The organism is Bifidobacterium vespertilionis (genome assembly GCF_008698145.1).
GTDB lineage: Bacteria > Actinomycetota > Actinomycetes > Actinomycetales > Bifidobacteriaceae > Bifidobacterium > Bifidobacterium vespertilionis.
Genome location: NZ_RZNZ01000014.1, coordinates 49,093 through 66,406, shown reverse-complemented (window position 1 = coordinate 66,406; position 17,314 = coordinate 49,093). Strand labels below are relative to the sequence as shown.

The following is a 17,314-nucleotide window of genomic DNA, read 5'->3' as shown; positions in this document are numbered from 1 at the left end:
GCTAGAGCGCTCATGGCAATTCGCATAGCCGGGCCATTGCGGCGGACCGACCCCACAGGGCACAGTGGGGACCATGAGCACCGCAACGATTCTTCCCGGCATTGATCTTTCGCGCACTCCGCGCCCGTCCAGCGGCTTCGACCCCGAGGTTATCGACCGCCAGAGCATCGCCGATCTCCAGGCAGTCGGCTCCGACAAGTGGACCCGCTACCCCGGGTGCATCGGCGCATTCATCGCCGAAATGGACTTCGGTCTGGCTCCCGCGATCCAGCGTGCGATCCATGATGCGACCGATCGCTGCGCCCTCGGATACATCCCCGACCCGTGGAAGCGCCGCCTGGCCGAGGCCTGCGCGCTCTGGCAGCGCGAGCGGTACGGCTGGGATGTCGATCCCTCCCGCATCCGGGTCGCCCCGGACATCCTCGAGATCCTTGAGGTGTTCCTGCGCGAGGTGGTGGGCCGCGGCCATGCGATCGTGGTGCCCACGCCCGCGTACATGCCGTTCCTGAGCGTGCCGCGGTTGTATGGCGTCAACGTGATCGAGGTGCCGATGCTGCGCCGCGTCCAGTCCGTCCAATCTGCCCAGTCCGCCGAGTCCAGCGACTCCGGCAATCCCGCCGCAACCGGCTGGGACTTCGACTTCGAGGCGATCGAGCGCGCCTTCGCCGAGCCCTCCACGCGCGGCTTCATGCTGTGCAACCCCCACAACCCGATCGGCAAGGTGCTCACCGAGGGCGAGATGCTGCGGATCTCCGAACTCGCCGCTCGTTACGACGTGCGCATCTTCTCCGACGAGATCCATGCGCCCTTCGTGTATCGGGGCCGCCACGTGCCGTTCGCCACGCTTAACGAGCTTACGGCCCGCCAGTCGATGACAGCCACCAGCGCATCGAAGTCGTTCAACATCCCGGGTACCAAGTGCGCGCAGGTGATCCTCACCAACCCCGACGACTACGAGATGTGGATGGATCGCGCGGAATGGAGCGAGCACCAGACAGCCACGATCGGCGCGATTGCCACCACCGCGGCTTACACCGAGGGCGGCGATTGGTACGAGGACATGCTGCGCTACGTGCGCGGCAACGAGCGTCTGCTCGACTCGTGGATGCGCGGAGAGCTGCGCAAGGTGGGCTACGTGGAGCCGCAGGGCAGCTACATCGCGTGGCTCGACTTCTCCCCGCTGGGCATTGAACACCCGGCCGACTATTTCTACAAGAAGGCCCATGTGGCGCTGACCGACGGCCGCGAGTGCGGCAGGGTGGGCGCGGGCTGTGTGCGTATGAACTTCGCGATGCCCCGGCCGCTGCTCGAGGAGTGCCTGACCCGCATGGCCGCCGCGCTCAAGGCCGACGGGCTGATCTGAGGCTGATCTGAGGCCGGTTTGGCGGTAAACTGGCGGTATGACGGGAAAATCGGCATACCGCATTGGCATCGTGGACAATGACGCCATGGTGCTGCGCGCGCTCGCGCCGCTGCTGGCCGACCGGCTCAGGCCCGATGGCATGGAGATCATCTGGTCGGTGCGCTCGGGTGAGGAAGCCGTGCATCGGTGCGTGGACGCCGACTCGCGCCCCGACCTGGTGCTGGTGGACATGGGCATGGACGAGGTGGACGGCGCGATGACCTGCCGCCGCATCCGCGCATTCTCCGGGCGGATCGTGCTGCTGGCCATGACCGCCCATTCGCTCAACCTGTACCGCGATGCGGCCCGCTGCTCGGGCGCCCAGGCTCTGCTGGACAAGGCCGATGCGGACGGATTCGTCGCCCGCATCCGCGCGTGCGCGGCCGGGCAGCCATACGTGGAGAGCGGGTTTTCCACGCCCGGCGAGGCACACGCGGCGCTGTGCGGCACACTTCGTGGCAGATCGCGGGGCGGCACGCCCGGAACGGATGCGCCCGGAGTCCTCACGCCTCCCGAGCAGACCCTCTCCGCCAAGGAATCCGAAGTCATGGACTGGTGCATTCAGGGCTACACCTCGCGCGAAGTCGCCGAACGACTGGGCCTGACGGAATCCACGGTCAAAACCCACATCCGCCACGCGATTGCCAAACTCGGCGTGCGCAACAAGCTGCAGGCCGTTCAGCGCTGGACCTCCCTGCGCGCAGGACGGACTGAAGGCTCGGAGCGGATCGAAGACGACGGGCGAACCGAAGAGGTCCAGTCATGAACCTCGAACACATCGAACGCCATCTCGAGCGCCGCATCCCCGCGCTCAAACACCTCGAACGCCCCTACGCCGTGCTGATCATCGCCGCCGCCGTGGCCCTAACCCTCATCGACGGCCTCGCCAATCACGGCATGTCCGACCTCGTGCCCATCACCACCTGCCTGTATGCGCTGCTCGTGATCGAAACCTACTGGTGGTCGTCGTTCAGCGCCCTCGCCCTCGTCGCCATCGCCATGACCGCTGTGCTGGTCCCGCGCATCGTGCTGCCCATGCCCGTGTGGAGCCTGTGGTTCGTCTACAGCATGCTCGCCTACTCCCGCCGGCATGTCATGCTCGCGGTCACGCTGGCGCTGGGATTCGCCGGCACGGTCGCGGGCGTGGCGCTGGGCCGGTATCCGCTGTGGAACATGGCGAGCATTGTCTCGCTCGACGGATCGTTCTGTCTGGCCGCGCTCGCAGGCTATGCGCTGGTGGAGCGCCGGCGCGTGGAGGAAGCGCGCCGATTGGCCGAGGAGAACGCGCGCATGCGGCGGGATGTGGAACTGGGCAGCCGGATCCACGATTCGGTCACGCAGGGGCTGACGGCGATCGCACTCACGGCCGATCGGTTGCGCACGGCGGAATCGGTTGCGTCTGTTGTGCCGGGCGGGGCAGATAGGCCGGGCGGGCCGGATGGCGATCTGGACGATGGGCTGGCCATGATCGCCTCGACCGCGCGGCGGACGCTGGGGCAGGTGCGGTCGGTGATCGACGTGCTGAACGGGCGGGACGAAGCGTTTGCGGCCGCGCCGGCGTCGGATCGGTTGCCCGCGTTGCGCGCGATGGTTCGCGAGGGGGACGATCGATTGCGCCGGATGGGATTCGAAGGCCGGACGACGATCGAAGCGGACGGGGGAGCCGCCGAATTCGTCGATTCCGCTGGTTCCGCTGGTTCCGCGGCGATCAATCCCGTGGCGTGGAGGGAACTTGTGGACCTGCTTGGCCAACTCGCCACCAACATCGCCGTGCATGCCGATCCGCAGGCCGGCGCATACGCCATCGATGTGCGATTGGAGACCGGCGCCAATGGGCCGCGCGCGACGGTCACGCAGTCCAATGGCGTGGCAGCGGCTCATGAGGGACTGCAGGGCGGCGATCGCGTGCCGCATTCCGGCCGTGGCCTGGCCCTGCACCGCGCAAGGATCGAGGCGCTGGGAGGTTCGCTGCACACCAGTCTGGAGGACGGCGTGTGGGTGCTGTCCGCCGTGATTCCGCTGGCTAGTTCTCTGGAAGGCGAGGCGTGATGAGGGCGGCTCGATGCGGCTTGGGCGAATTCGGCTTCAAACTGATCGCCTGCGCGTTCATGACGATCGGCCATATGAGGATGTTCGATCAGGGCCTGCCCGATCAGTATGCGTGGATTGGCCGCATGGCGTTGCCGATGTTCCTGTATCAGGTGGGGTGTGGATGCCGGTATGCGCGCAGCAAGCGGAATTATGTGCTGCGACTGTATGCTGCCGGCGTGGTGATGTCCGTCATTAATGTGGTTTTCAAATTCCCGGAAAACATCTTTCCTGTGCTTCTTAATGTTGCGGTGATCCTGTGCATACTGCGTGTAGAGGATAAGAGGCGGAAATTGCGATATATGGTCGGTTATGTGGTATGGCAGGCTGGAATATTTGCATTAGCTAGTGTCCTTCAGACACTGATCACTGCGATTTCCGGTAACTGGACAATCGCCGGCAATGTGGGGCATATCGTCGCTGCTTTGGGTGGTTTCGCGGCAAGCGGAGATTATGGATTGTTTGTCATTGCTTTCGGTGTCGCGATGGGATTATGTGGTTCCAAACTGCATCTTTCGGTCACGTTTCTCATTTTTTCGCTGGTGGATGTGCTCATGCAAAGCATTTATGGAATTCTGCTGTTTTTGGTGCCTCAATTGACGATGCATCATATATTCAATGAAAGCGTTGCTAATTTGCGTTACCTATTGTTCAGTAATGACATGGTGATGCTCGTTGGCACCGATGGTCTGCTGAGCGAAGGGCTGCTGTGGGCGGCGTTGCCGGCGTTGTTCTTTATCTTGCTGTACGGCGGACGTCGGAATCGATGGGCCGGAGCTGAAGCCGGGGCGATGCCGGTGGACAGGGTTGCCCGGTGGTTCTTTTATGCCTACTATCCGCTTCATTTCGCTGTTTTGGTGCTCCTGAGCCCTGTGGTTGCCGATGCACTGGCTGCTGGCGTCATCTTTTAGATGATGACTGACGTCGATCTCCTACGCTGTGGTGCATGGATGATGTGGCGATGGTCGCGGATCGGCGCGACGGGGTGCGGTTTGGTCTGAGCAGTTTTGCGTTGAAGGTCATCGCCTGTGTGTGCATGGTGGTCGATCATATCGGGATGTATATCCCCGGCATGCCGGAGGAATTGCGATGGGTCGGCCGCCTGTCCATGCCGATCTTCCTGTTCCTGATCGGCTGGGGCTGCGAGTTTACGCATGATAGGAAACGGTATGTGCTGCGATTGTATGCGGCCAGTGTGGGTATGTCTGTGTTGCAGACGATCTGGCACGATCTGCCGAACATCTTCATGACGCTGTTTCAGGTTGCGCTGATCATCACGCTGCTATCGGTGGATGATTGGAAACGCCGACTGAGAAACATCGGCTTATATATCCTTTGGCAGGTTGGCTGGTTTGCAATATTCACGGCCATAGATTCCCTATTTCCTGCCGTTGGTTCTAATAGTTTTCTTGCGCCTTTCAGATATCTCATACAAGCTGTCTTTGGGCTATCCATTGCTGTGGATTACGGACTGTATATTGTAATAATGGGTGTGGCTTTTTGGATTGCAAGAAATTCAAGAGTCCAATTCGCTGTCACATTCGGCGTATTTGTTGTCTTCTGGATGATGATAGTGAACACGCAATATGGTCTTCTATCCATGTGTGTGATTCCTCATGCTTTGGGAAATATCTGCAATATTCGACTTTCACCGATAGCTACTGTTTATACCATTTTCGGTTTCAATCCAATGACTTTGGGGTATAGTCTGCTGGAATATCCGCAATGGATGATGATCTTCGCGCTCCCCTTTATGCTTCTCTATAATCGGCAGCATGGCTGGGGAAGCAGGGGGACCAAGTGGTTCTTCTATGTCTTCTACCCCGTGCACATCCTGATCCTGTACTTCATCGGAAAGGCCGTGGGGGCGTAGGGGGGGATAATCGTGAACAATGCATATTCATCTATCAAATATATATCTTTTGTCATTGTGTTGGCATTGGTGTTCTCCGCGATGCTGCCGGCCGGTGCTCAGGCTGACGGCGAACGGTCCGGCGGGCTGCGAATTGCCGTAGATCCTCTGTCCGCTCAGGCGCAGTCGCAATCGAGTCCGTTGACATGGCCCGATCAGGTGCGCAATCTCAAGCGTGAGCAGGGCGCAAAGGAATCTCCGCGATTCGCGCTCGAGGCACAAGACGCTAGCATTCGCCCGGGCCAGTCCCTCGTCTCAACGCATCGGTTCACCGGACGGAACTGGTATCCGGTGGTCGTGACCAATACCGGTGAAGCGGCCATCACCGTGCGTGTGTGGGCAATCGAGCGGCAATGGTGGGCGCACGGCCGGCGGATGATCGATCGGACACGCATCGAACCGCATGCCAGGCAGGGTTTTCCCGTGCGCGATTTGGGCGAGAAGGGCGAATGGTATCTGGATGTGGTCGCGGACGGCGAGGGCCCGGTGAGTTTTAGCGGATATGTGGTGTGAGGGTTGGTGGGCGTTTTATCCTAAGTCCCACTTCGTCATCCTGATCGGGGTAGAGGTAACCCAGTGGGGCGGGCGTTCTCCCTCCGTCAATCCTGGGCGGGGCGGAAGCCGCCTCCGTCATCCTGAGCGCTGAGCCGTGAAGCGGGCAGCCCGCCTCCGTCATCCTGAGCGGAGCGTAGCGGAGTCGAAGGATCCTTAATTCCCGCACAGAGTTACGAGCAACTTTATGCACAAAGTTAAGGATCCTTCGACTCCGCCCTATCGGGCTTCGCTCAGGATGACGGGGCGGGACTCAGGATGACGAGAGAGGCTCGGATGACAAGAGAAGACTCAGGATGACAAGAGGACCAAGATTCAAGGAAGAAGAAAGAGGTGGCATCAATGACCAGTCTGACGGTGAAGATCATCGCGGCCGCGTGCATGGCGTTGGCCGGCATTGGCATGCGCGTTCCGGGCGCTCCGGCATGGCTGGAATGGTTCGCATATCCGTCGTTGATCCTGTTCATGTTCATGGTCGGCTGGAGCTGCGAATACACGCGCAACCGCGGCGACTATCTGGTCCGCCTGTACATGTCCGGCGTGGTCGCGGCGATCATCCAAACCGTTTTCCGTGTCGAGCCCAATCCGTTCCCATTGCTGCTGCAGATCGCCATCCTCATCGTGATTCTGCGTGATGGCGATCGTATGAAACGGGCCAGGTATATCGCCCTGTACGTACTGTGGCAGGTTGTTTGGTTTGTGCTGCTCAATCAGATCTTCCCGTTCCGTGAACTTCCATGGCTGGCCGACTATCGGAATATGATCGTCGCATTTTTCGCACTCATACCCACGTGGGATTATCGGCTTGGCATGGTGGTGGTCGGCGTGCTGATGTGGCGATTCCGTCGATCGCCGCGCAAACTGGGCATTACGGTCCTAGCGGCGGTAGTGGTGTGGATCGCCATGATGAACACACGCATCGGGCTGTGGGTGCTGTATCTGCCCTATCATCTGGACGCGCTGGGTCCTGGTGCAATCGGCCTTGGCGCCGTTGATCCGGGTAGCACCGCGTGGGCGATCGCGCTGCAATACATCGGCTTCGACCCCTACGCCATGGGCGCTCCCCTATTCGCGCAACCCCTGTGGCTCATCGCGGCCGCCCTGCCCGTCATGCTGCTCTACAACCGCCGTCGCGGCTTCCCCAACCCGGACAGCGTGAGCCGCAAGTGGTTCTTCTACTTCCTCTACCCCGCCGGCCTGATCGCCTGCGCGGGGTGATCAGGCCGGCTGTGTGCGATGCGCAGTTTATCCCTTCGGTCATACTGAGCGAGCGAGCGGAGACGCCGTCATCCTGAGCAAAGCCCGATAGGGCGCAGCCGAAGGATCCTTAATTCCCCGCATATAGTTACGAGAATCGTTGTGCAGAAGGTTAAGGATCCTTCGAACCGCTCCGCTCGCTCAGGATGAGAGAGTGAGCTATCCGTAGGTGAATGGAGCCGCTGCCAAGGCTGAATCATGAATGAATGATGAAAATGATGAATGAGAACCGTATTCAATAATTATGTGGGTTTCAGCCGGCAAATATGCGGCTGCTGAAGCCCACATTTTTGAACGAAAAGGTTAATTCGCAATTGCTCGATACGTCCCCTCGCTTTTGCGTACTGAGAATTGTTGCCCAGCGTCTATAAGAGTGCTGGAACGTGAGTCATAACAGAAATCAACCTGATTCCTGGACAATTGATCAGTCACCATACCCGATGGGGTGTGGTAGATAATCCATTGCGTTGACTCCGAGGAATTCGTGTCGAGTGTGGAAATTGTTTCCTGGAAATCAACCGGAGCTGATTTGGCGGTGGCATAAGGGCAGACGATGAGTGCCTTATCCCATGTACGCCATCCGGATTTAGTTGGCAATGCAACGTTGTTCGCGCCATGGTTGATTTGCTGTAACAATGCTTTCTCACTCCACCCATGTGGATGTCCAAAAAAGGTAATCGATATGGCAAGCACTATGCACAGCAACATCAATATTGGTATGAATATAAGAATTGGTTTTTTCTGACTCATAGCGTTACCAGCCTTCCCGATCGGGCTCTAGCTGCACATTCGTTATTTGCTCTAGTGTTACTAGAAATCTGCATGCCAATTATCCGCCCTGTCAAGTTATTCGCCAAATCCGTTTGATGCTCATTTTCTGGACCATTGTGATATTGCTCATGGTTATTGGCGACAATGATAGCGCCATTGACTCCAATGTTCATAAGATATTCCTTTGCGTCGTTGTAAAACAATACCTACAGCCTAACCAACTGCTGTTGTGATCAACTTTATATGAAATATCGTTGTGGAAAAAATTGGTATATGAATCTATGGTAAACAGAATGTGAAAAAGGGACTCTTTGATTTTGCATCCGGTTGAGCCGGTTCTCATGTTCTTGACGACGGCGTTCAAGGCGTCGTCGATCATGAGCGGGATCGGTCCCACAAGCGTCTGCGCATCTAGGAATCGGCGCTCGTCATCCACGATCTCCGCCTTGGTGGTGCCTGGAAAGGCTGTGAATGTGACGTTCAAGCGCGGGAGGAACTGCTGCGGGAATAGTCCGAGAGCCATCAGACCGCCCAGTGTTGGGCGGATCGTGCCGCTTCCTTGACTTCGCAGGTTTGCGTATCATTGCCGATCTGCCGCATGCCTGAGATGATGCGGCTGAGTTGCTGTGCATCCACGATGACCGTCCTGATGCACTTGACTGATGGTGAGGTGCGAACTTCGCACGAACTTACCATCAACTTCGCACTTAACTTCGCATGATGCGAAGTTGTTGTTAAGCTCGCCCCCGTCATCCTGAGCGCAGCGAAGGATCCTTAACCTTGTGCACAAAGTCGCTCGTAACTATGTGCGGGACATTAAGGATCCTTCGACTTCGCTACGCTCCGCTCAGGATGACAAACTATAGGAACATCAGGGGATGGATTACCCTTCGTCATTGTGCATTGGTCACTGGTGCGTAGTGGCCAAGGATCCTTCGACTCCGCCCTATCGGGCTTCGCTCAGGATGACGTGAAGCGATCAAACAAAAAGCGGCGCAGGGAGCCGTAAATCAGGCTCCATGCGCCGCTTGTGCAAACTGAGCGGATAGACCGATCAGAACATCATCACAGCACGCCCTGGGCGACCATTGCGTCGGCTACCTTGACGAAGCCCGCGATGTTCGCGCCGGCCATCAGATCGCCCTCCTCGCCGTACTCCTTGGCGGCGGCGAGCGAGTTGGCGACGATCGACTCCATGATCGACTTGAGCTTGGCGTCGGTCTCCTCGAAGGTCCAGGACAGGCGGTAGCTGTTCTGGCTCATCTCCAGACCGGAGACGGCCACGCCGCCGGCGTTCGCGGCCTTCGCGGGGCCGTAGAGCAGGCCGTTCTTCTGGTAGACCTCAATGGCCTCCGGGGTGGACGGCATGTTCGCGCCCTCGCAGACCACCTTGCAGCCGTTCTTGACCAGAGCCTCGGCGGACTCGCCGTCGATCTCGTTCTGGGTGGCGCAGGGCAGCGCGATGTCGCACGGCACGGTCCACACGCCCTTGCAGCCCTCGTGGTACTCGGCGCCCGGCACGCGCTCGGCGTACTCCTTGATGCGGCCGCGGTGGCCCAGCTTGATGTCCTTGACCACGTCGAGCTGGATGCCGTTCGGATCGTACACGTAGCCGTTGGAATCGGACGCGGTGACGACCTTGGCGCCCAGCGCCTGAGCCTTCTCGGTGGCGAAGATCGCCACGTTGCCAGAGCCGGAGATGACCACGGTCTTGCCCTCGAAGGAGTCGTTGCGCAGCACGCGCAGGGCCTCGGCGGTGTAGTAGCACAGGCCGTAGCCGGTGGCCTCGGTGCGGGCGAGGGAGCCGCCGAACTCAAGGCCCTTGCCGGTCAGGACGCCGGAGTACTCGTCGCGGATGCGCTTGTACTGGCCGAACAGGTAGCCGATCTCGCGGGCGCCCACGTTGATGTCGCCGGCGGGAACGTCGGTGAACTGGCCGATGTGACGGCTCAGCTCGGTCATGAAGGCCTGGCAGAAGCGCATGACCTCGGCGTCGGACTTGCCCTTCGGGTCGAAGTCGGAGCCGCCCTTGCCGCCGCCCATCGGCAGCGTGGTCAGGCTGTTCTTGAGGATCTGCTCGAAGCCGAGGAACTTGATCACGCCCTCGTTGACGGTCGGGTGGAAGCGCAGGCCGCCCTTGTACGGGCCGATCGCCGAGTTGAACTGCACGCGGTAGCCGCGGTTGACCTGCACCTTGCCGGAATCGTCGACCCAGGCGACGCGGAACTTCACCACGCGCTCCGGCTCTACCAGACGCTCCAGAACGCCGTTCGCCTCGTACTCCGGGTGCTTCTCCACCACCGGCTGGAGGCTTTCGAACACTTCGCGCACAGCCTGCAGGAACTCGGGCTGGTCGCCGTCGCGCTTCTCGACCTGGGCGTAGACCTTCTTGACGTACTCATCCGTGAGCATGGATTTCTCCCTTGGTTGGGTAAATGAGACGATCACAATTGTATGCGGAAGAACTTGGGGGCGAAAGGGATCGCGATCGAACGTTCCACAATGTAAGCGGGGGTTCCAATCGAAACGAAGGCGGTCTATGCTGGCGCGCAATACCGACAATCGTTCGGTATCCAAAAGAAAGGGGCAATATTATGGCAATCGGTCCGGTGAAGGTGGGCATCGTCGGTTTGGGACATGTGGGCGCGCATGTGGGCAACAGCCTCATCCTGCAGGGGGTGGCCGATGAGATCTACCTGTGCGACGTCAATCCGAAGAAGCTGGCCGCCGAGGTGCAGGACCTCAACGACTCCTCCGTGTTCGCGCCCCATCGCGTGCGCGTGTTCAACTGCGGGACCGACTACGAGCGGCTCGCCCAGTGCGATGTGATCGTCAATGCGGTGGGCCACGTCACCCTCTCCGCCGTGAGCCGCGACGGTGAACTGTACGCCACCGCGCGCATGGTCCGCACCTTCGTGGGGCGCATCGCCGCGGCCGGCTTCAAGGGCTTCTGGGTGAGCGTCACCAACCCGAACGACGTGGTGGTGCGCGAGATCCACCGCCTGTCCGGTCTGCCCGCGTCGCACGTCATGGGCACCGGCACGTGCCTTGATTCCGCGCGCCTCAAGGATGCGATCGCGCTGGCCACCAATGTCTCCCCCGAGTCCGTCAACGCCTACATGATCGGCGAGCACGGCTTCAGCGAGATCGCGGTGTGGTCCAACGTGGCGTTCTCCGGCAAGCCGCTGGACGAGCTGGCCGCCATCAATCCGGATCGGTATGGCTTCGATAAGGCCAAGCTGTTCGAGCAGGCGCTGCGCGGCGGCTACTGGTCGTATGCGGGCAAGCACTGCACCGAGTACGCGATCGCAAACTCGGCCGTGCGCATCACGCGCGCGATCGTGCACGACGAGCATGTGGTGCTGCCGGTGTCCGCGTATCTGGACGGGCAGTACGGCCAGTCCGGGTTCTTCATCGGCGTGCCGGCGCTGATCAGCGCGCAGGGTGTGGAGGAGGTCTACGAGCTGGACCTGACCGAGGATGAGGCCGAGGGCTTCCTCAACTCCTGCGAGAAGGTGAAGGGCAATTACGCCAAGCTGCCCGATTTCCCGGTGGAGGAATCGCGCAAGACGCCGGTGGTGGTGCCGCCGGATCCGGAGCACGATGATGTCTACGCCAAGGGCGGCTACGTGATGGTCGACAACGGCGAGGAGGTCTTCCCGGAGGATGCGGAGGCGTCCGCGAAATAGATCGGGGCTTGCGCAATCGCCCGGAACGGTCCGGAATCGCCTGAAACCGTTCGAGGATGTCTCGGAGATGCTTCGGGGATGCGGGGTTTCTGGTCGGAATGGCTTGGCCGGCGGTGGCCGGTGGCGTCCCACTGGGGTTTCTGCAAGAGTGGGGGCGGATTTGGGCCTTTGCAATGTGCCAAACATGAAAGTGGGGGCGTCCCGGAGGGGCTAAGTGTGGTAGATGGCGTGCCACATTGGCGTAATGACGGTGCCTTGCCATGCGGTATGGCAGTCTCCGGCGCCCCCACTTTCATGTATAGCATTCTGCAAAGGCCCAAATCCGCCCCCACTGTGCGAGTTATCGATTCCGGGAGTGGATTCCGAGGGGCGGGCTGGGGCGTTTCGAGGCGTCGGATGCATGTGGACAGGTGGATGCGGTCGTGGATAACCCAGTTTTCGCATTCTTTTCACATGAAGCCACATGATTTCCCGGCAAACGGTGGATAAGCGCCATGTCGCGGGCACGGCTGTGGATAAGCTCGAAGCCGTTCGATGAAGACAACGGAGGCGATATGGAAAAGATCATCGAGCCGGTGGTGTTCCTGTGCATCATTCTGGCCGGCTACGGTTTCAAGCGGATCGGCTGGTTCAAACAGGACGACTACCGCGTGATGCAGAAGATCGTGTTCAACCTGCTGCTGCCAGCCGCGGTGGTGGTCTCGTTCATGGACAACCCGCACGACATGAACCTGCTGTGGGTGGCCCTGTTCGGCTTCTGCTGCTCGGTCATTCCCATCCTCGCGATCTACTTCTCCACGCGCAAGACGCCGCTCGGCGACCGCGCGTTCGAAATGCTCAACGGCTCGGGCTTCAACATCGGCTGCTTCGCCCTGCCGGTGGTGCAGGCGCTCATGGGCCCGTCCGCCGCGGTGGCCGTGGTGATGTTCGACATCGGCAACTCGGTCATGATGTCCGCGGGCATGAACGCCGTGACCACCCAGCTCCTGCGCATCGACGACACGCATCCGCTCAGCCCCGAGGAGCAGGCCCAGCCGCTCGGCCCCCGTCCCCCGCGCAAGATTCTGGACAAGGACGCCCGCCGGCTCCAGCGCCTCGCGAACTTCCGCCGCATCGCCCGGAACTTTTACTCCTCGGCCGCGTTCATGACCTATATGCTCATGCTGATCGTGATGGTCAGCGGCTTCACCATGCCCGAGTGGATCGGCACCACCCTGCGCCCGCTGTCCAATGCGAACGCCTTCTGCTCCATGATGATGGTGGGCATGCTCATGGACGTGCCGCGCAGCCATGCCGACGTGCGCCGCGTGGCCACCGTGTTCGGCTGGCGCTGGCTGTTCGCCGTGATCTTCGCCGTGGCCGCATGGTTCATCCTGCCGGTCGATCCGGCCGTGCGCAAGGCCGTGATCTTCGCCTGCTTCGCCCCCGTGGGCGTCTTCTCCACGCTGTTCACCGATCGCGTCCTGGGCAACGCCCGACTGGCCGGCCTGTGCCTGGCGTTCACGGCCATCATGGGCCTGATCGCGATGACGGTCATCAACATCCTTCTGGTGGTGTGATGCGCGACGCGGATGGCATGCGTGACGTGTCCGCGATCCGCTGGCATATGACCGTGACTGGTCGTGTGCAGGGCGTCGGGTACCGGTATGCGGTGGTGATGGCCGCCCGGAGGATCGGTGCGGTCGGCTGGGTGCGCAACCGCTACGACGGGTCCGTGGAATGCGAGGCGCAGGGCACGCGCGATCAGCTGGACCGATTGGTCGCGGCGATGCGCGCGGGCTCGCAGTGGAGCCGCGTGGCGGACATCGCAATCGACGAGATCCCCACGCTGACGGGCGCCGATGCGGAGACTGCGTTCTCGGTGCGGCGGTAGCTGGCGATAGTTCTGGTTCTGCCAAACTGGGCAGATCCGGTCGGTCGATTTGCAAACTGGGCATATCCGGTCATCTGGAGGCCGAAAATGCCCTGTAGAAGTGCCGATCTGCCCAGTTTGCCGGGGCGGTGACCGGATTTGCCCAGTTTGGGGGCTCTCCGTGGCTCTCCGGGGGCGTGCGCGATATACGTGCGATTAGACGGGCCAACTGGGCAGATCATGCCGATTTCGCGTCACCGGGTGCGAGCGGCGTCACGCGGCGCGCCCGGTGACGCCTAGCCCGTTCAGGGTGACGCCTGGATTCCGATGGAGGTGTCGTGAAAACAGAAAAACCCTTGGAATCGGCTTGATTCCAAGGGTTTCGTGAGTGGAGCATGCCGGGTTCGAACCGGCGACCCTCTGCTTGCAAAGCAGATGCGCTACCAGCTGCGCCAATGCCCCATGACCAATGTCCCTATTGATTTTACAGAAAAAAAGAGCGGCCACACTGAGCCGCTGAATTTTTCCGTGGGCCCGGGAGGATTTGAACCTCCGACCTCATCCTTATCAGGGATGCGCTCTAACCACCTGAGCTACGGGCCCGATCCATGCGCACTTCAAAAGCGCACAATCGTTTAGTTTACCAAGGGATGCATATGTGTCAAACGGAAGGCTAACATCGGCGTGTCGCCCGGAATAATGCCGATTTGACGCCGTCCGATCGGCGCATCGCGGACAATGGAGGGGTGAGTGGGAACGAAAAAACGCTGAACATTGCGGGCATCGCGGTGCATGTGACGCGCAAGCCGATCAAGAACATGTATCTGCGCATCAAGCCGCCGGAGGGGCGCGTGGAGGTCTCCGCGCCCATGCGCATGACCGATCGGCGCATCGCGGAGTTCGTGGCGGCCCGGCGCGAGTGGGTTGAGGATCAGCGCCGTCGTGTGATCCAGGCGCGCGAACGCACATTGGGCATGGGCGGCTGGGGAGGCGCGGGCGGCGCGGGAGGCGCAGGCGAAGGCGATGCTGGCGAGGGCGATGCTGGGATCGCCGGACCGACCGGAACCGGCGACGGCCCATTGTGGCCCGACGAGCGCAAACAGCAGGCCGCCGACTCGATCAACGCCCAATTGCCCGCTTTGCTGGCCCATTGGGGGCCGATCGTCGGCCGGACGCCCACGCATGTGACCTTGCGCCTGATGTCCTCGCGATGGGGCTCCTGCACCCCTGGAACGGGCCGCATCAGGCTCAACCTGCAGCTGGGTCTGATGGAGCCCCGCTTTCTGGAGTACGTGCTGGTGCACGAGATGACCCATCTGTGGGCCAGCGGCCACGGCGCCGAGTTCCAGCGCCGCATGACCTCCTATCTGCCCGATTGGCGCGCCATCCGCCGCGATCTCAACCGGCGCGTGGTGGTGTAGTGCTTGGTGTTGTAGTCGGACTAGGTCGACTCAGTCCGCATCGGCGCGGTTCACGTCATCGCAGTCCGCAGTTTCTTCCATACAAGAAATTCGACAGGAAATCGGCGAGCGGGCCGCAGCGCGTTGCCATACAACGAAAGCGGGCCTCCCCTGTCGGAAGGCCCGCGATAAATAGTTCAGCGGCTCAGCGCGTGGTCATGTTCGCGCGGTCATGTTCGCGCGGCTGACGCCACACGCTGCCACGCCATGCGCACGCCCGCGCCGTCCGCGCTCACGCCACGTGGGAGCGCAGGAACCATTGAAACTTCTCAAGCTCCTGGACGTGGTCCTGGATGATGTTGGAGGAGACCAGATCGAGCTCGTCCAGCTCGGCGATGGCCTTGCGGTCGTCGGCGATGAAGGCGTCGTAGTACTCGATCAGCGCGTTGATGTAGTCGGTGGTGGACTGGCGGCCGGAAAGGTCGAAGTCCTTCCACGTGCGGTTGCGCACGATCGCCTCCGGACGGCCATCCGGGGTGCCGCCCAGGGTGGCGATGCGCTCGGCGGTCTCATCGGCCTGCGCGAGCACGACCTCGACCTGCGGGTCGAGCATCTCGTGCACGGCGATGAAGTTCGGGCCGGTCACGTTCCAGTGGGCGTGCTTGAGGACCAGGGCGGCCTCCTGCTCCTGGCTCAGGCGGTTCTGCAGAATCGAGACGGCCTTCTCGCTGGCCGCTTCGGTGAGGCCGGGGACGGTGAATGCAAGCGTCATAGTATGTTCCTTCCATCAAGGGGCCTCGAATTGGGCGGGGCCCTTCGTCATCAGTATACCTTCGAAGGGGCCGCCCGAGGGGTCGCCTCCCCGAAGGTACGCTCCCCGAGGGGCCGCCCCCGAAGGTCGGCGGAAGCGCGATTCAGGCCTTGTCGCGTGCGGCGGGGGCGTCGGAATCGCCGGCCGCCGCGGAGTCGCCGGACTTGTCCGCATCGGCGTCCGTGCCGCTGTTCTTGCGCACCTCGATCGTCTCGATGCGCCGGCCGTCCACCTTGGTGACCACCATGTCGTAGCCGTCGTCCGTGTGCAGCACGTCGCCCACCGCGCCCATCTTGCCGGTGTGGGCCAGGAAGTAGCCGGCCACGGTCTCGTACGGGCCGTCCTCGAGTTCGATGCCGGTCAGATCGGCGAAGTCCTCGATCGTCATGCCGCCGTCCAGCGTGGCCACGCCGTTGACGAACACCGTGCGGTTCTTGCTGGTCGGGCCCTTCTCCTCGGGCAGATCGTATTCGTCGCGGATGTCGCCCACGAGCTCCTCGGTCATGTCCTCAAGGGTCACGATGCCGTCCGTGCCGCCGTATTCGTCGATCACCACGGCCAGATGGATGCCGCGCCTGCGCAGCAGGGACAGGCTGGGCAGCAGCTTGGAGGTGCCGGGCAGGGAGATGCCCTCGCGGGTCACGTCGCGCACGGTCTTGGCGTTCGGATCGCGTACGTCCAGCAGGTCGCGCACGTGGACGAAGCCGAGCACGTCGTCGAAGTCCTTGCCGGTGACCGGATAGCGGGAGTACGGCATCTCGCGCACGTAGGCGGCGGCCTCCTCGATGCTCTGGTCGCCTTCCAGGAAGACCACGTCGGCGCGCGGGCGCATGACCTCGGCCACGATCGTCTCGGAGGCGTCGAACACGTCGTCGAGGATGGTGCGCTCGTCCTTGCCGAGGTTGGAGTTGGAGTTGACGAGCACGCGCAGCTCGTCGTCGGACACCTCGGATTCGGTCTCGTTCGGGTCGAAGCCGAGCAGGCGCACAATGCCGTTGGTGTTCTTGCCGATCAGCCAGATGATCGGGCTGCACACCTTGGCGAAGGTGTCGATGGCCGGGACCACCGCGCGGGCGATCGAGGCGTTCTTCTGCATGGCGATGCGCTTGGGCACCATCTCGGAGATGACGATCGAGCAGTAGGAGATGATCAGCGTGAGAGCGATCGTGGTCAGCGGGGCGGCGATGTTGGTCGGCACGCCCAGTTCCTCGACCAGCGGCACGATGTACGGGGAGATCGACGATTCGCCGAACGATGCGGACAGGAAGCCGCAGAGCGTCACGCCGATCTGCACGGTGGACAAAAAGGTGTTAGGGTCGCGCGCGATCTTCGCCACGCGTGCGCCGCGTGCGTCCTCCTGCTCCATCTGGTCAACCTGCGAGCCGCGCAGGCTCACCAGCGCCAGCTCCGTGCCGGAGAATACGGATCCGAGAAGAAGGAAAACGAAAATCAGCGCGATGTTTAAACCAAGAGGCATGCTTCCACATTAGGGGATTGGCATGTCAATGGACAATGTGTGTTGCACGATGTTGCCGGTCTGGTGCCGGGCGCCTGCCATCGTCGCCGGGCGCCCGGGATCC

The 17,314-nt window shown here is 61.4% G+C and carries 16 protein-coding genes and 2 tRNA genes; 11 read left to right on the top strand and 7 right to left on the bottom strand.

Going from position 1 to position 17,314, the window contains the following annotated elements:
• The first annotated feature begins 73 nt into the window (after positions 1-73).
• The 7 genes from EMO90_RS09675 to EMO90_RS09645 all read left to right on the top strand — a co-directional run bounded on the left by EMO90_RS09675 (position 74) and on the right by EMO90_RS09645 (position 7,172).
• Positions 74-1,363 carry a MalY/PatB family protein gene (locus tag EMO90_RS09675; RefSeq protein ID WP_150354211.1) on the top strand — a complete coding sequence of 430 codons (1,290 nt, stop codon included), beginning with the start codon at positions 74-76 and terminating at the stop codon, positions 1,361-1,363.
• Positions 1,364-1,400: 37 nt separating this feature from the next.
• The gene (locus tag EMO90_RS09670) at positions 1,401-2,168 is read left to right on the top strand and encodes a response regulator transcription factor (RefSeq protein WP_150354210.1); all 768 of its coding nucleotides are present in this window, start codon (positions 1,401-1,403) and stop codon (positions 2,166-2,168) included.
• Positions 2,165-3,451 carry a sensor histidine kinase gene (locus EMO90_RS09665; RefSeq protein ID WP_150354209.1) on the top strand — a complete coding sequence of 429 codons (1,287 nt, stop codon included), beginning with the start codon at positions 2,165-2,167 and terminating at the stop codon, positions 3,449-3,451. Before EMO90_RS09670 ends, EMO90_RS09665 begins: the two co-directional genes overlap by 4 nt.
• A 20-nt stretch (positions 3,452-3,471) precedes the next feature.
• Positions 3,472-4,401 (top strand): TraX family protein, encoded by a 930-nt coding sequence (locus EMO90_RS09660; protein ID WP_190972023.1) that lies wholly within the window; start codon positions 3,472-3,474, stop codon positions 4,399-4,401.
• A gap of 35 nt (positions 4,402-4,436) precedes the next feature.
• Positions 4,437-5,363: a TraX family protein gene (locus EMO90_RS09655; RefSeq protein ID WP_150354207.1), complete on the top strand. Its 927-nt coding sequence runs from the start codon at positions 4,437-4,439 to the stop codon at positions 5,361-5,363.
• A 12-nt stretch (positions 5,364-5,375) separates the two neighbouring features.
• Complete coding sequence (locus EMO90_RS09650; RefSeq protein ID WP_150354206.1) at positions 5,376-5,915, top strand: hypothetical protein; 540 nt, start codon at positions 5,376-5,378, stop codon at positions 5,913-5,915.
• 381 nt (positions 5,916-6,296) lie between these two features.
• The gene (locus tag EMO90_RS09645; protein ID WP_150354205.1) at positions 6,297-7,172 is read left to right on the top strand and encodes a hypothetical protein; all 876 of its coding nucleotides are present in this window, start codon (positions 6,297-6,299) and stop codon (positions 7,170-7,172) included.
• A 342-nt stretch (positions 7,173-7,514) separates the two neighbouring features.
• Here the strand turns inward: EMO90_RS09645 and EMO90_RS09640 are convergent, their stop codons facing one another.
• From EMO90_RS09640 to gdhA, 3 genes are all read right to left on the bottom strand, one after another.
• Positions 7,515-7,961 (bottom strand): hypothetical protein, encoded by a 447-nt coding sequence (locus tag EMO90_RS09640; RefSeq protein WP_150354204.1) that lies wholly within the window; start codon positions 7,959-7,961, stop codon positions 7,515-7,517.
• Between the two features lie 190 nt (positions 7,962-8,151).
• Complete coding sequence (locus tag EMO90_RS09635) at positions 8,152-8,505, bottom strand: hypothetical protein (protein WP_150354203.1); 354 nt, start codon at positions 8,503-8,505, stop codon at positions 8,152-8,154.
• Between the two features lie 542 nt (positions 8,506-9,047).
• The gene (gdhA, locus tag EMO90_RS09630; protein WP_150354202.1) at positions 9,048-10,394 is read right to left on the bottom strand and encodes an NADP-specific glutamate dehydrogenase; all 1,347 of its coding nucleotides are present in this window, start codon (positions 10,392-10,394) and stop codon (positions 9,048-9,050) included.
• Between the two features lie 182 nt (positions 10,395-10,576).
• On the opposite strand from gdhA, the gene EMO90_RS09625 reads away from it, so the two are divergent.
• The 3 genes from EMO90_RS09625 to EMO90_RS09615 all read left to right on the top strand — a co-directional run bounded on the left by EMO90_RS09625 (position 10,577) and on the right by EMO90_RS09615 (position 13,544).
• A complete protein-coding gene (locus EMO90_RS09625) occupies positions 10,577-11,671 on the top strand; it encodes an L-lactate dehydrogenase (RefSeq protein ID WP_223849771.1) in 1,095 nt (364 codons plus the stop codon).
• A gap of 554 nt (positions 11,672-12,225) precedes the next feature.
• Positions 12,226-13,230, top strand: a complete 1,005-nt coding sequence (locus tag EMO90_RS09620) for an AEC family transporter (protein ID WP_150354201.1) — start codon at positions 12,226-12,228, stop codon at positions 13,228-13,230.
• Positions 13,230-13,544 carry an acylphosphatase gene (locus tag EMO90_RS09615; protein WP_150354200.1) on the top strand — a complete coding sequence of 105 codons (315 nt, stop codon included), beginning with the start codon at positions 13,230-13,232 and terminating at the stop codon, positions 13,542-13,544. The genes EMO90_RS09620 and EMO90_RS09615 overlap by 1 nt, the downstream gene beginning before the upstream one ends.
• A gap of 368 nt (positions 13,545-13,912) precedes the next feature.
• Here the strand turns inward: EMO90_RS09615 and EMO90_RS09610 are convergent.
• Positions 13,913-13,985: transfer RNA gene (locus tag EMO90_RS09610), tRNA-Ala, on the bottom strand.
• A gap of 67 nt (positions 13,986-14,052) precedes the next feature.
• Positions 14,053-14,126: transfer RNA gene (locus tag EMO90_RS09605), tRNA-Ile, on the bottom strand.
• A gap of 143 nt (positions 14,127-14,269) precedes the next feature.
• Here EMO90_RS09605 and EMO90_RS09600 point away from each other — a divergent pair.
• Positions 14,270-14,944 carry a M48 family metallopeptidase gene (locus EMO90_RS09600; protein ID WP_223849770.1) on the top strand — a complete coding sequence of 225 codons (675 nt, stop codon included), beginning with the start codon at positions 14,270-14,272 and terminating at the stop codon, positions 14,942-14,944.
• A 271-nt stretch (positions 14,945-15,215) separates the two neighbouring features.
• On the opposite strand, the gene EMO90_RS09595 is transcribed toward EMO90_RS09600, so the two are convergent.
• Together EMO90_RS09595 and EMO90_RS09590 are read right to left on the bottom strand one after the other, a co-directional pair.
• On the bottom strand, positions 15,216-15,695 hold the full coding sequence (locus EMO90_RS09595) for a Dps family protein (RefSeq protein WP_150354199.1): 480 nt from the start codon (positions 15,693-15,695) through the stop codon (positions 15,216-15,218).
• Between the two features lie 142 nt (positions 15,696-15,837).
• Positions 15,838-17,211: a hemolysin family protein gene (locus EMO90_RS09590; RefSeq protein ID WP_150354198.1), complete on the bottom strand. Its 1,374-nt coding sequence runs from the start codon at positions 17,209-17,211 to the stop codon at positions 15,838-15,840.
• Between the last annotated feature and the right edge of the window lie 103 nt (positions 17,212-17,314).

What these genes read in the sequence shown, in the direction of transcription:
- EMO90_RS09675 (WP_150354211.1), top strand. Translation starts at nt 74, where the DNA reads ATGAGCACCGCAACGATTCTTCCCGGCATTGATCTTTCGCGCACTCCG.
- EMO90_RS09670 (WP_150354210.1), top strand. Translation starts at nt 1,401, where the DNA reads ATGACGGGAAAATCGGCATACCGCATTGGCATCGTGGACAATGACGCC.
- EMO90_RS09665 (WP_150354209.1), top strand. Translation starts at nt 2,165, where the DNA reads ATGAACCTCGAACACATCGAACGCCATCTCGAGCGCCGCATCCCCGCG.
- EMO90_RS09655 (WP_150354207.1), top strand. Translation starts at nt 4,437, where the DNA reads ATGGATGATGTGGCGATGGTCGCGGATCGGCGCGACGGGGTGCGGTTT.
- EMO90_RS09645 (WP_150354205.1), top strand. Translation starts at nt 6,297, where the DNA reads ATGACCAGTCTGACGGTGAAGATCATCGCGGCCGCGTGCATGGCGTTG.
- EMO90_RS09640 (WP_150354204.1), bottom strand. Translation starts at nt 7,961, where the DNA reads ATGAGTCAGAAAAAACCAATTCTTATATTCATACCAATATTGATGTTG.
- EMO90_RS09635 (WP_150354203.1), bottom strand. Translation starts at nt 8,505, where the DNA reads ATGGCTCTCGGACTATTCCCGCAGCAGTTCCTCCCGCGCTTGAACGTC.
- gdhA (WP_150354202.1), bottom strand. Translation starts at nt 10,394, where the DNA reads ATGCTCACGGATGAGTACGTCAAGAAGGTCTACGCCCAGGTCGAGAAG.
- EMO90_RS09625 (WP_223849771.1), top strand. Translation starts at nt 10,577, where the DNA reads ATGGCAATCGGTCCGGTGAAGGTGGGCATCGTCGGTTTGGGACATGTG.
- EMO90_RS09620 (WP_150354201.1), top strand. Translation starts at nt 12,226, where the DNA reads ATGGAAAAGATCATCGAGCCGGTGGTGTTCCTGTGCATCATTCTGGCC.
- EMO90_RS09615 (WP_150354200.1), top strand. Translation starts at nt 13,230, where the DNA reads ATGCGCGACGCGGATGGCATGCGTGACGTGTCCGCGATCCGCTGGCAT.
- EMO90_RS09595 (WP_150354199.1), bottom strand. Translation starts at nt 15,695, where the DNA reads ATGACGCTTGCATTCACCGTCCCCGGCCTCACCGAAGCGGCCAGCGAG.
- EMO90_RS09590 (WP_150354198.1), bottom strand. Translation starts at nt 17,211, where the DNA reads ATGCCTCTTGGTTTAAACATCGCGCTGATTTTCGTTTTCCTTCTTCTC.